At 60.7% G+C, this 12942-nt stretch carries 12 protein-coding genes; 6 read left to right on the top strand and 6 right to left on the bottom strand.

The genetic code is table 11. From position 1 onward, the window contains the following. Positions 1-100: 100 nt before the first annotated feature. Together OC71_RS13040 and htpX are read left to right on the top strand one after the other, a co-directional pair. On the top strand, positions 101-1312 hold the full coding sequence (locus OC71_RS13040; RefSeq protein WP_003226761.1) for a pyridoxal phosphate-dependent aminotransferase: 1212 nt from the start codon (positions 101-103) through the stop codon (positions 1310-1312). A 303-nt stretch (positions 1313-1615) separates the two neighbouring features. Beyond that, positions 1616-2503, top strand: a complete 888-nt coding sequence (gene htpX, locus OC71_RS13035; protein ID WP_041069582.1) for a protease HtpX — start codon at positions 1616-1618, stop codon at positions 2501-2503. A 198-nt stretch (positions 2504-2701) separates the two neighbouring features. Here the strand turns inward: htpX and OC71_RS13030 are convergent, their stop codons facing one another. Beyond that, complete coding sequence (locus tag OC71_RS13030; protein WP_041069579.1) at positions 2702-3358, bottom strand: thiopurine S-methyltransferase; 657 nt, start codon at positions 3356-3358, stop codon at positions 2702-2704. 103 nt (positions 3359-3461) lie between these two features. Here OC71_RS13030 and OC71_RS13025 point away from each other — a divergent pair, with 103 nt between their 5' ends. Beyond that, positions 3462-4229: a class III extradiol ring-cleavage dioxygenase gene (locus OC71_RS13025; protein WP_041069576.1), complete on the top strand. Its 768-nt coding sequence runs from the start codon at positions 3462-3464 to the stop codon at positions 4227-4229. A gap of 117 nt (positions 4230-4346) precedes the next feature. Here the strand turns inward: OC71_RS13025 and OC71_RS13020 are convergent, their stop codons facing one another. Beyond that, the gene (locus tag OC71_RS13020; protein WP_007964821.1) at positions 4347-6020 is read right to left on the bottom strand and encodes a DEAD/DEAH box helicase; all 1674 of its coding nucleotides are present in this window, start codon (positions 6018-6020) and stop codon (positions 4347-4349) included. Positions 6021-6441: 421 nt separating this feature from the next. Between OC71_RS13020 and OC71_RS13015 the strand changes: the two genes are divergently transcribed. After that, on the top strand, positions 6442-7233 hold the full coding sequence (locus tag OC71_RS13015; protein WP_041069573.1) for a crotonase/enoyl-CoA hydratase family protein: 792 nt from the start codon (positions 6442-6444) through the stop codon (positions 7231-7233). A gap of 113 nt (positions 7234-7346) precedes the next feature. On the opposite strand, the gene OC71_RS13010 is transcribed toward OC71_RS13015, so the two are convergent. Continuing rightward, entirely contained in the window at positions 7347-8102 is a 756-nt protein-coding gene (locus OC71_RS13010; protein ID WP_041069570.1) for a spermidine synthase, read from the bottom strand. 153 nt (positions 8103-8255) lie between these two features. Between OC71_RS13010 and OC71_RS13005 the strand changes: the two genes are divergently transcribed. Beyond that, complete coding sequence (locus OC71_RS13005) at positions 8256-9602, top strand: class II 3-deoxy-7-phosphoheptulonate synthase (protein ID WP_041069567.1); 1347 nt, start codon at positions 8256-8258, stop codon at positions 9600-9602. Positions 9603-9700: 98 nt separating this feature from the next. Here the strand turns inward: OC71_RS13005 and OC71_RS13000 are convergent, their stop codons facing one another. Next, complete coding sequence (locus OC71_RS13000) at positions 9701-10927, bottom strand: winged helix-turn-helix domain-containing protein (RefSeq protein WP_041069564.1); 1227 nt, start codon at positions 10925-10927, stop codon at positions 9701-9703. Between the two features lie 64 nt (positions 10928-10991). After that, the gene (locus OC71_RS12995; protein ID WP_041069561.1) at positions 10992-11213 is read right to left on the bottom strand and encodes a DUF1127 domain-containing protein; all 222 of its coding nucleotides are present in this window, start codon (positions 11211-11213) and stop codon (positions 10992-10994) included. A gap of 96 nt (positions 11214-11309) precedes the next feature. On the opposite strand from OC71_RS12995, the gene OC71_RS12990 reads away from it, so the two are divergent. Beyond that, positions 11310-12164 carry a LysR substrate-binding domain-containing protein gene (locus tag OC71_RS12990; RefSeq protein ID WP_047295460.1) on the top strand — a complete coding sequence of 285 codons (855 nt, stop codon included), beginning with the start codon at positions 11310-11312 and terminating at the stop codon, positions 12162-12164. Here the strand turns inward: OC71_RS12990 and OC71_RS12985 are convergent. Then, positions 12154-12903 (bottom strand): sulfite exporter TauE/SafE family protein, encoded by a 750-nt coding sequence (locus OC71_RS12985; protein ID WP_041069555.1) that lies wholly within the window; start codon positions 12901-12903, stop codon positions 12154-12156. The genes OC71_RS12990 and OC71_RS12985 overlap by 11 nt on opposite strands. Between the last annotated feature and the right edge of the window lie 39 nt (positions 12904-12942).

Raw genomic sequence — 12942 nt, 5'->3', positions numbered from 1 at the left:
TGGCGCCACCGCGCAAGACTCCGCCTGTGCGAAGACGCAGGAATCCCAGTACGGTTGGCCATCCGCCGTCTGGATCGTTCATTTTCGGGATCACATCGCCATGCAGTTCAGCAAATCGAACAAGCTCGCCAACGTCTGCTACGACATTCGCGGACCGGTGCTCAAGCACGCCAAACGTCTGGAGGAGGAAGGCCAGCGCATCCTCAAGCTGAACATCGGCAACCCGGCACCGTTTGGTTTCGAAGCGCCGGACGAAATTCTCCAGGACGTGATCCGCAATCTGCCGACCGCCCAAGGCTACAGCGATTCCAAAGGCCTGTTCAGCGCCCGTAAAGCGGTGATGCAGTACTACCAGCAAAAGAATGTCGAAGGTGTCGGCATTGAGGACATCTACCTGGGCAACGGCGTGTCCGAGCTGATCGTGATGTCGCTGCAGGCGCTGCTCAACAACGGTGACGAAGTGCTGGTACCGGCCCCGGACTACCCGCTCTGGACCGCCGCCGTGAGCCTGGCCGGCGGTAACGCCGTTCACTACCTGTGCGACGAGGGTGCCGACTGGTTCCCTGATCTGGCCGACATCAAGGCCAAGATCACGCCGAACACCAAGGCCATGGTGATCATCAACCCGAACAACCCGACCGGTGCGGTGTACTCGAAGGAAGTACTGCTGGGCATGCTGGAAATCGCCCGCGCGCACAATCTGGTGGTGTTCTCCGACGAGATCTACGACAAGATCCTCTATGACGATGCCGTGCACATCTGCACCGCCTCGCTGGCGCCGGACCTGCTGTGCCTGACCTTCAACGGTCTGTCGAAATCCTACCGCGTGGCGGGTTTTCGCTCCGGCTGGATCGCCATCTCCGGGCCGAAACACAATGCCCAGAGCTACATCGAAGGTATCGACATGCTGGCCAACATGCGCCTGTGCGCCAACGTGCCGAGCCAGCACGCGATCCAGACTGCCCTCGGCGGTTATCAGAGCATCAATGATCTGGTGCTGCCGCAAGGTCGCCTGCTGGAGCAGCGCAACCGTACCTGGGAGTTGCTCAACGACATTCCGGGCGTCAGCTGCGTCAAGCCGATGGGCGCGCTGTATGCATTCCCGCGGATCGACCCGAAGGTCTGCCCGATCCACAACGACGAAAAATTCGTCCTCGACCTGCTGCTCTCCGAGAAGCTGCTGGTGGTGCAAGGCACGGCATTCAACTGGCCGTGGCCGGATCACTTCCGCGTGGTAACCCTGCCCCGCGTCGACGACCTCGAGATGGCCATCGGACGTATCGGCAACTTCCTCAAATCCTACCGCCAGTAACCGGTCGACAGTGCGCAACGGTCCGAACGTTGCGCACTGTCTGATTCAGCAACACTTCTGCCCTCCTCGCCTCGCAGGGCCTTCTACACTTGCGATTCGTATAGTCCACACGCCTCTGGCGCAGTGGTGGCGGGTGGCGGCTGGCTGTCATCCCTTTCGGTTTCGGTCGTGGGCAATGGCCTGCAGCCCCGGAATCCGCTGTAGGACACAGTTTGAAATAGTCACTCAGTTGAATCACCCCGTGCCGCACCTTATATACCCCGCAGTACGCTACATCTTTAGCTTGAGGAGATTTCTACAACCATGATGCGCATCCTGCTGTTTTTGGCCACTAACCTGGCGGTCGTGCTGATAGCCAGCATCACCCTGAGCCTGTTCGGCTTCAACGGGTTCATGGCGGCCAACGGGGTTGATCTCAACCTCAGTCAGCTGCTGGTTTTCTGTGCGGTCTTTGGTTTCGCCGGTTCGCTGTTCTCGCTGTTCATCTCAAAGTGGATGGCCAAGATGAGCACCGGCACCCAGATCATCAGCCAGCCACGTACCCGGCATGAACAATGGCTGCTGCAAACCGTCGAGCAACTGTCCCGCGAAGCCGGGATCAAGATGCCCGAAGTCGGTATTTTTCCGGCCTACGAGGCCAATGCCTTTGCGACCGGTTGGAACAAGAACGACGCTTTGGTCGCAGTCAGCCAGGGCCTGCTCGAGCGCTTTTCGCCGGATGAAGTGAAAGCCGTTCTGGCCCACGAAATCGGTCACGTGGCCAACGGTGACATGGTCACCCTGGCGCTGATCCAGGGCGTGGTGAACACCTTCGTGATGTTTTTTGCGCGGATCATCGGCAACTTCGTCGACAAGGTGATTTTCAAGAACGAAGAAGGCCAGGGCATTGCCTACTACGTGGCGACCATCTTCGCCGAACTGGTCCTAGGCATCCTCGCCAGCGCTATCGTCATGTGGTTCTCGCGCAAGCGCGAATTCCGTGCCGACGAAGCCGGCGCACGTCTGGCGGGCACCAACGCGATGATCGGCGCGCTGCAACGCCTGCGCGCCGAACAGGGCCTGCCGGTACACATGCCGGACACTCTGAACGCCTTCGGCATCAACGGTGGCATCAAACAGGGCTTTGCCCGCATGTTCATGAGCCACCCGCCGCTGGAAGAGCGTATCGACGCGCTGCGTCGTCGCGGTTGATCCGACCGGCGTAACAATAAAAAGGCCCGCAGTGATGCGGGCCTTTTTTGTGCTCGGGATTGTGTGTTGGCTGATCTGGACCCATCGCTGGCAAGCCAGCTCCCACAGGGTTTTGTGGTGTTTTCTGGATTCGAGGACGCAGCAGATCACTGTGGGAGCTGGCTTGCCAGCGATGGGGCCCGCACAGCCAATACAAACCTATCGACCAGAAACCCGGTAAACCCGCTCCTCCAACCGCGTCACCCCCGCCTGCAGAAACTTCCAGCTCTCCCCCAGCACATCCTGCTCTTCCAGCATTCGCACCTGCCAGGCCCCCCCCAGCAAGCGCTGCACCTCATCGTCGCTCACCGCAAACGGTGGCCCGGACATCTGCGCCTGATCGTAATCCAGTGTGATCAACAGCCCCTGCACAACCGGCGGCAGGATTTGCTGCAGATGCGCCGCATAGCGTTCACGCATCGCAGGCGGCAAGGCGATCAACGCTGCGCGGTCGTACAATGCCGCGCAGTCCGCTACATCGTCTGCAGTCAGCGCGAAGAAATCACCGCACCACAACTCGATGGAATCGCCGCGATAGACCTTGAACGGTCCCTCGTCGCTGACCTGCGGCGCTACCTGATGCTCACTGAAGAAGTCCTCGATGGCCTTCTGCGACAACTCGACCCCGAGCACCTGATGTCCGCGCCCGGCCAGCCACAACAGATCCAGGCTTTTGCCGCATAACGGCACCAGCACCCGCGCCTGCATCGGGATCGCCAACTGCGGCCAGTGACGCTGTAGATACGGGTTGACCTCAGGCAGATGAAAGCCGATCTGATTGGATTCCCACTTCTTGTGCCAAAACTCAGGCTGCATGCTTCACCCCAAAAATTCGATCAAAAGGCGTTAAAACTTATATTAGATTTAGATCAATGATCTGACTGAAGATGGCACCATCTTACCGCTCAGGAACCTTTCTATGTTTCCCAGCCTGTTTATCTCCCACGGCTCGCCGATGCTGGCGCTGGAGCCCGGCGCCAGCGGCCCGGCTCTGCAGCGCCTGGCGGCCGAACTGCCCAAACCGAAAGCCATCGTGATTGTCTCTGCCCACTGGGAAAGCCAGGAATTACTGGTCAGCAGCCATTCGCAGCCCGAAACCTGGCATGACTTCGGCGGTTTTCCCCGCGCCCTGTTTGAAGTGCAATATCCGGCTCCGGGCAATCCGCAACTGGCCACCGAAGTGGCCGAACTGCTCAACGCTGCCCATCTGCCGGCTCGCCTCGATGCGCAACGACCGTTCGACCACGGCGTCTGGGTGCCGCTGTCACTGATGTACCCGCAGGCGGATATTCCGGTGGTGCAGGTATCGCTGCCGAGTCGCGGCGGCCCGGTGTTGCAAACCCGTGTCGGGCACGCACTGGCGAGTCTGCGCGAGCAGGGTATTTTGCTGATCGGCTCCGGCAGCATCACCCACAACCTGCGCGAGCTGGACTGGCATGCCGGCCCGGAAAGCGTCGAGCCGTGGGCGCGGGATTTTCGTGACTGGATGATCGACAAGTTGGCGGCCAATGACGAAGCGGCGTTGCACGACTATCGTCAGCAGGCACCAAATGCGGTGCGCAGCCATCCGAGTGATGAGCATTTGTTGCCGTTGTATTTCGCCCGTGGCGCGGGAGGTGAGTTCCGCGTAGCGCATAAAGGCTTCACGATGGGTGCACTGGGTATGGATATCTATCGCTTCGGCTGACGTCATCGCTGGCAAGCCAGCTCCCACAGGGTTGTGGGGCGAGGCAAAAAGCAGACATAAAAAATCCCCGAACCAGTCGGGGATTTTTCATGTTTGATCAATCAGCCCGAGGGCAGATCAATCTTCGCGGTAGCGACGCAGTTTCAGCTGCTTGCCAGCGACGCGAGTGTCCTTCAGCTTGGTCAGGAGTTTGTCCAGACCATCTTCCGGCAGCTCGACGAGGCTGAAGCTGTCACGCACCTGAATGCGACCGATCGCTTCGCGGGCCAGACCACCTTCGTTGAGGATGGCGCCCAGCAGGTTCTTGGCGGCGATACCGTCACGCGCACCCAGCGCGGTACGGCAACGGGCACGGCCTTCGCCCAGAGGCATTGGCGCGCGACGCTCGCGGTCACCACGATCAGGACGATCACCGGAACGCTCAGGACGGTCGCCACGCGGTGCGTTGTTCGGCACCAGTGGACGTTCCTTCTCGATCGCTGCCAGGTTCAGCGCTTGACCGTTGGTTGCCTTGCGCAGCAGGGCTGCAGCCAGTGCACGCGGGGTGCAACCGATGTCAGCGGTCAGACGATCGAGCAGCTCGCCGTGAGTCGATTCGGCATCGGCAACCAGCGGCGACAGGCTGTTGGTCAGTTTCTTGATGCGTGCATCGAGCACAGCTTGAGCGTCCGGCAGACGCACTTCGGCAACTTTCTGGCCGGTGACACGCTCGATCACTTGCAGCATGCGGCGTTCACGTGGAGTCACCAGCAGCAGCGCACGACCTTCGCGACCGGCACGGCCGGTACGGCCGATACGGTGCACGTAGGATTCCGGATCGTACGGCATGTCCACGTTGAACACGTGGGTGATGCGCGGAACGTCCAGACCACGGGCAGCCACGTCGGTCGCGACAACGATGTCCAGACGGCCATCCTTGAGCGAGTCGATGACGCGCTCACGCTGGTTCTGGGCGATGTCACCGTTCAGCGCAGCGGCTTTGTAGCCTTTGGCGTCCAGGGCACTGGCCAGATCCAGGGTCGCTTGCTTGGTGCGCACGAACATGATCAGCGCGTCGAAGTCTTCCACTTCCAGCAAGCTGAGAACGGCAGAGGTCTTCTGGTCAGCGTGAACCAACAGGTGAGCCTGTTCGATCGCGGTAACGGTCTGAGTCTTGCTCTGGATCTTCACGTGCTTCGGATCGCGCAGGTGGCGCTCGGCGATGGCACGGATCGACTGCGGCAAGGTTGCCGAGAACAATACGGTCTGACGGGTTTCCGGCATGGCCTTGAAGATCACTTCCAGGTCATCCATGAAGCCCAGTTTGAGCATTTCGTCCGCCTCGTCCAGAACCAGGTGGTTCACGGTAGCGAGGACTTTTTCGTCGCGACGCAGGTGGTCGCACAGACGGCCCGGCGTGGCGACAACGATCTGTGCGCCATTACGGATTGCTTTCAATTGTGGGCCCATCGGCGCGCCGCCGTAGACAGCCACAACAGTTACGCCCGGCATTTGCTTGGCGTAGGTTTCGAAAGCGGTTGCAACTTGTAGCGCCAACTCACGAGTTGGGGCCAGGATCAGAGCTTGCGGCTCGCGCTTGGACGGATCAATGCGGTGCAGGATAGGCAGGGCAAAGGCAGCGGTTTTACCGGTACCGGTTTGCGCCTGACCAATCATATCGTGACCGGCGAGGATGATCGGGATCGACTGCTGCTGAATGGCCGAAGGCTCTTCATAGCCGGTAGCGACTACTGCAGCGACAATATTGGGATGAAGTTCAAGAGCGGCGAAGCCGCCGATTTCCTGGGTCATGGGTCTGCCTCTAAGTGCATCCGCAAAGACCCATGCTCCAAAGCTGCGCATGCCGTGTTGAGACTCAAGAGTCGCCCTGGCAGCTTTGTCGGCGGGGATTTGCGAAAACGTATGAATGAAAAAGAATCGTCAAGGAAGAGCCCGCAGTGCGGACGTGCAGCCGAAGCTGACTTCGGGGAATTGCGCTACCTAAACGCGGCCCGGTTAAAGGCCGGCGCGCACTATACCGGAATTTGCCCAAAAAGGGAGCTTTTTTTATCAGCTGAATCGCTGTGTCACCGCTGTGTAACGGGGTTTTGCGGATAATCGTGCGAAGGTCTATTTTGCAAAGGCCCGGCCTTGCGGGTGATGACGCTTAAACGATTCATCGATGTGCGGCATACCGTCGCTGCACCCGCCCTTCCCGCCCGAGGATCTACCCATGAATCAGCCCTGCCCCGGCCGCGTCAGCCGCGAACATCGTGGTCATGTCCACTTGATTGGCCTCGACCGGGCCGCCAAACGCAATGCCTTCGACCTCGATCTGCTCAATGACCTGAGCCTGGCCTATGGTGAGTTCGAGGCCGACAGTGACGCGCGAGTGGCCGTGGTGTTCGGGCATGGCGAGCACTTTACCGCCGGTCTGGATCTGCTCAACACCAGCGCCGCCCTCGCCGAAGGCTGGCAGGTTCCGACGGGCGGTTGCGACCCGTGGGGTGTTTTCGTCGGGCCGCGAGTGAGCAAACCGGTGATTGTGGCTGCACAAGGCTACTGCCTGACCATCGGCATCGAGTTGATGCTGGCCGCTGACATCAACCTGTGCGCGAGCAATACCCGCTTCGCGCAAATGGAAGTGCAGCGGGGGATTTTTCCTTTTGGTGGCGCGACCTTGCGTTTTCATCAGGTGGCCGGCTGGGGCAACGCGATGCGCTGGCTGCTGACCGGCGATGAGTTCGATGCGCATGATGCATTGCGCCTGGGTTTGGTACAGGAAGTAATGGCCAGTGAGGATCTGTTGCCACGGGCGATCGAACTGGCCGAACGGATTGCCCGGCAGGCACCGTTGGGGGTGCAGGCAACGCTGATGTCGGCGCGGCAGGCACGGTATGAAGGTGAGACGGCGGCGGCACAAGGATTGCCGGCAATGGTGAAGAAGTTGCTGGGGAGTGAGGATGCCAAGGAAGGCATCAGCTCGCTGGTTGAGCGGCGGCCAGGCATCTTCAAAGGGATCTGATGAACTCCTCCCTGTAGGAGCTGCCGAAGGCTGCGATCTTTTGATCTTGTTTCTAAAATCAAAGTCAAAAGATCGCAGCCTTCGGCAGCTCCTACAGTTGACCGAGTCGCCGCTCAGGTGGCTGGGCGAATACTGTTGATCAACGACTGCAACGAATACCCCAACCGCGGCGCCAGCGCTTCAGCGCGGGCGGTCAACGCCTGCATGTCGAGCTCCTGATCGAGATCCGCCGGCACAATCAGAATCACATTGCCCTCCTTCACCGGCAGTTCCCAGTAATGCCGGTGGTAGAGCCCACGCAGCAACGCGGCGCCCAAGGGTTTGCCATCATCGGTGGCCCACTGGTTGATCACCAGCCAGCCGCCCGGATTCAAACGCTTCTGACAGTCACCGAGAAAACTCCAGGCCAGATGCCCGACACCCGGGCCGACATCGGTGTACAGGTCGACAAAGATCAGATCCGCAGGCTCGGCCGTCGGCAGCAATTCCAGCGCATCGCCGACCCGAATGTACAAACGCGGATCGTCATCCAGCCCCAGGTATTCGATGGCCAAACGCGGCACGTCCGGGCGCAGTTCGATGGCTTCGACATCTTCCAGCGGCAGGAACTTGAGGCAGGCCTGGGTCAGCGTACCGGCACCGAGGCCAAGAAACAGCGCGCTCTCCGGTTGTTCATGGCACAACGCGCCAATCAGCATCGCCCGGGTGTAGTCGTACTCCAGCCAGCTCGGATCGGCGGTGAACACGCAGCTTTGTTCGATGGCATCGCCGAACTCCAGAAAGCGGTAATCGGCCACTTCCAGCACGCGAATCACGCCGAACTCATCCTGTACCTCGGCGAGCAACAGCTCGACGCGCTCCTCAGTCATTTCGTCTCCTGATGGTCACCGGGCGCGGTGACGCGATGGCACCGCTGCGGCGCCGTGGCAAAGCGGCGATTGTCGGTGATGGGGCGGGAGCAGGTCACGCACTAATTGCTGCTACCATGGCCTTCCCGTGCGTAGAACCCATTAGAGACCGTGATGAGCCAACCCTGGAGTCCTGACAGCTGGCGCGCCCTGCCGATCCAGCAACAACCCCAATACCCCGACGCCGCGCATCTGCGCCAGGTCGAGCAGACCCTGGCCAGCTATCCGCCGCTGGTGTTTGCCGGTGAAGCACGCGAGCTGCGCCGCCAGTTTGCCGAAGTGACTCAGGGCCGGGCGTTCCTGTTGCAGGGCGGCGATTGCGCGGAAAGTTTTGCCGAGTTCTCGGCGGCGAAGATTCGCGACACCTTCAAAGTGTTGCTGCAAATGGCGATCGTAATGACCTTCGCCGCCGGTTGCCCGGTGGTCAAGGTCGGGCGCATGGCCGGTCAGTTCGCCAAGCCGCGCTCGGCCAACGACGAAACCCTCGACGGCGTGACCCTGCCCGCCTACCGGGGCGACATCGTCAACGGCATCGGTTTCGACGAAAAGAGCCGCGTGCCGGATCCGGAGCGCCTGCTGCAGTCCTATCACCAGTCCACCGCCACCCTGAACCTGTTGCGCGCCTTTGCCCAGGGCGGCTTTGCCGACCTGCATCAGGTGCACAAGTGGAACCTGGATTTCATCGCCAACTCGGCACTGGCCGAGAAATACAGCCACCTCGCCGACCGCATCGATGAGACCCTCGCATTCATGCGCGCCTGCGGCATGGACAGCTCGCCGCAACTGCGCGAAACCAGTTTTTTCACCGCCCACGAGGCGCTGCTGCTGAACTACGAAGAAGCGTTCGTGCGTCGCGACAGCCTGACCAACGATTACTACGATTGCTCGGCGCACATGCTGTGGATCGGTGACCGTACCCGTCAGCTCGACGGTGCTCACGTCGAATTCCTGCGCGGGGTGAACAACCCGATTGGCGTCAAAGTCGGCCCGAGCATGAACCCGGACGACCTGATCCGCCTGATCGACGTGCTCAACCCGGACAACGACCCCGGCCGCCTGAACCTGATTGCGCGGATGGGCGCGAACAAGGTCGGCGATCACCTGCCGGCGCTGATCCGCGCGGTACAGCGTGAAGGCAAGCAGGTGCTGTGGAGTTCCGACCCGATGCATGGCAACACGATCAAGGCCAGCAGCGGCTACAAGACCCGCGACTTCGCGCAGATCCTGGGTGAGGTGAAGCAGTTCTTCCAGGTGCATGAAGCCGAAGGCACTTATGCCGGCGGGATTCACATCGAGATGACCGGGCAGAATGTCACCGAGTGCATCGGTGGCGCGCGGCCGATCACGGAAGACGGGTTGTCGGATCGTTATCACACCCACTGCGATCCGCGGATGAATGCGGATCAGTCGCTGGAACTGGCGTTCCTCATAGCTGAAACTTTGAAACAAGTTCGCCGCTAGACCGCATCGCTGCTTTCGCGAGCAGGCTCGCTCCCACACTGGATCTGTGTCGTACACAAAACCCATGTGGGAGCGAGCCTGCTCGCGAAGAGGCCAGCTCAGTCACAGCCGATCTGCGCCAACGCCACCCGCAACCGCGCCGCACTCTCACGCTGACAATTAAGCTGAACCCGCGCAAGCCCCAGCCAATCGGCCATCTGCCGCAGATTCAACGCCAGCGCCAGCATCCCCTCTTCATCCAGCCCCGGCACTTCCTCGTGCACCGCGTGCACCGCCAGGCGCCCCGACGCTCGCTCGGCCCGCAGGTCGACCCGCGCGGCAATCCGCTCGTTGTGCAAGAACGGCAGCACGTAATAGCCATAGACCCGCTTGTCTTGCGGCGTATAGATCTCCAACCGATAGCGGAAATCAAACAGCCGCTCGGTGCGACTGCGTTCCCAGATCAACGAATCGAACGGCGACAACAGTGCACTGGCAACCACTTTGCGCGGCACCTTCGGTTCCGGCAGGCAGTAGGCGATCTGTCGCCAACCGGCGACTTCACAGGTCTGCAACTGCCCGTCCTCGACCAGCTCCGCCAGACGCGGGCGCGCATCCGCAGGATTCAAACGGAAATAATCCCGCAGATCCTTTTCCGTACCGACGCCGAGCGCCTGCGCCGCGTGCAGCAACAAGCCACGTTGCGCCTCAGCCTCGTCAGGTAACGCTTGTTGCAGAATCGAGGAGGGAATGACCCGCTCCGGCAAATCATACAAACGCTCAAAACCGCGGCGACCGGCCACGGTCACTTCACCTGCAGCGAACAACCATTCCAGCGCATGCTTTTCCGCACTCCAGTCCCACCACTGCCCGGCCTTGTCCTCGCGGGTCGACAGACTGCCGGCACCCAATGCACCACGCTCCTCGACCGCACTCAAGACCCGGCGCACAACGCTCTGCTGCTCCAGACCAAACTTTGCCAGTTGCTGATAAATGTCCCTGCCATTCCTTGCCCGCTGCATGCGCCACCCCATCAACGGATACATGGTCAATGGCAGCAACGACGCTTCATGACCCCAGTACTCGAACAACGTGCGACGTCGCCCTGTACTCCAGGCGGCCTGGTCGAGCAAATCAGCGGAATAGGAACCCAAACGGGAAAACAGCGGCAGGTAGTGCGAGCGCACCACGGCGTTGACGGAGTCGATCTGCAGCAGACCCAGCCGTTCGATCAGCCGGTTGAGTTGCGGCGCCTTGACGGTTGGCGGCTGGCGCCCGTTGAATACTTGGGCGACCAGCGCCAGACGTCGCGCCTGTTTGAGGGAAAAGGCCAGAGTCGCGGGCATGAGCATCTCCTTGTCTGCTCGCAACCTACCTCACCTGAAAGTGGTTTGTGTAGTAAGGCCCTGATCATTTATGCATCGGATCGTCCCAGAACGGCCGGATGGCCTCGTGCTCGACGTCGGCACGGCTGACCCCGATGTCCTTCAGCGCTTCGTCGCTCAGACTGGCGAGCAACTCGCGCTCACGGTGCAGTTCGTACCAGCGGCTGAACCTGTGCAGCAGATCGGAAACAATATGGCCGTGGCCGGAAAATTTTGCGTCGTCTACATATTCTCTTTGACCTTTCATCGTGTTGCCCTCCTTGTGGATGGCTCAAGTCTCGCGCTGGCGCTAAGATCAATCCAACGAATGTTTCTGATGGCATTCATCACGGAGATTCATCAATTGTCGGCCTACCCCAGTATCGATACCGATGTCCTGCGCACCTTCGTCGCGATTGCCGATCAAGGCGGGTTTACCCGCGCCGGCGAAATGGTCAACCGCACGCAATCGGCGGTGAGCATGCAGATGAAGCGCCTCGAAGAAGATGTGCTGCAACGCCAGCTATTCGAGCGCGACGGCCGCCAGGTGCGCCTGACTGCCGAGGGCCAGGTGCTGCTGGGTTACGCGCGGCGCATCCTGAAATTGCACAGCGAAGTGTTCAACACCCTGCGCGAGCCGCACATGGTCGGCACCGTGCGCATCGGTACGCCGGACGATTACGTGATGCGGTTTCTGCCGGGGATCCTGTCGCGATTCGCTCAGTTCTACCCGCTGATCCAGATCGAAGTGCATTGCGAGTCCAGCAAACAGCTGTTGCAGCGCACCGATCTGGACTTGTCGATCGTCACCCGCGAGCCGGGCAACGAGATCGGCCAGTTGCTGCGCAAAGAGCGTTTCGTCTGGGCCGAGGCGCAGAATTTCAGCGCGCACGAGCAGACGCCGCTGCCGCTGGCGATGTTCAACAGTGATTGTTTCTGCCGCTTGTGGGCTTGCAATGCGCTCGACGCGATGGGCCGCGATTACCGCATCGCCTACAACAGCACCAGCCTGTCGGCACTGATGGCGGTGGTGAGCGCGGGTCTGGCGATCACCGCGCAACTGGAGAGTTTGATCACCCCGGACATGCGTATTCTCGGAGCCAACGAAGACCTGCCGCTGCTGCCCGAGGCCAGCATCATGCTGATCCGCAACCTGAACAACCCGTCGCCGATCACCGAATGCCTTGCCGAGCACATCGTCGAAGGCTTCAAACTTTAAACGCGAGCATCACCGCACACAGCACCAGGAAACCGCAGAACAGCCCGCGCAGCAGTTTTTCCGGCATGGCGTGGGCGACTTTGACGCCCCAACTGATGCTCGCCAGACCGCCGATGGCCAGGGGCAGGCCGATCATCCAGTCGACCTCGTGATGCACCGCATAGGTCATCAGGGTCACGCCGGTGCTGGGCAGCGCCAGTGCCAGCGACAGGCCTTGAGCAACCACCTGGCTAGTACCGAACAGACTGGTGAGGACCGGCGTCGCCACCACGGCCCCGCCGACACCGAACAGACCGCCCATGGTTCCGGACGCCGCGCCAAGCACACCCAGCCATGGCCATGAGTAACGCATCTCTGAACTCACTGCCGTTTTTTTGCCGAACATCTTCAGCAGGTTGTACGCCGAGAGCACCACGAGGAAAGCGACAAAACCGATCCGCATGGTTTGCGCATCAATGCCCACCGCCCAGATCGAACCAATCCACGCAAAGCAAAAACCCATGATCGCCAGCGGCAGCGCGTGGCGCAGTTCGATGCGATTACGCTGGTGATAACGCCACAGCGCCAGCATCACATTGGGCACCACCATCACCAGCGCCGTGCCTTGGGCGATCTGTTGATCGAGGCCGAACCACACGCCCAGCAGCGGAATGGCGATCAGCCCGCCACCAATGCCGAAGATCCCGCCCAACGTGCCGAGGGCGGCGCCAAACAACAAGTACAGCAAAAACTCGATCACAGCGTTATTCCTCAGACGTCAGGCGACCCATCCTACGCA

Origin of the sequence: Pseudomonas sp. W15Feb9B (genome assembly GCF_000828175.1) — a bacterium.
GTDB lineage: Bacteria > Pseudomonadota > Gammaproteobacteria > Pseudomonadales > Pseudomonadaceae > Aquipseudomonas > Aquipseudomonas parakoreensis.
This window is presented reverse-complemented; position numbering and strand designations above follow the sequence as displayed.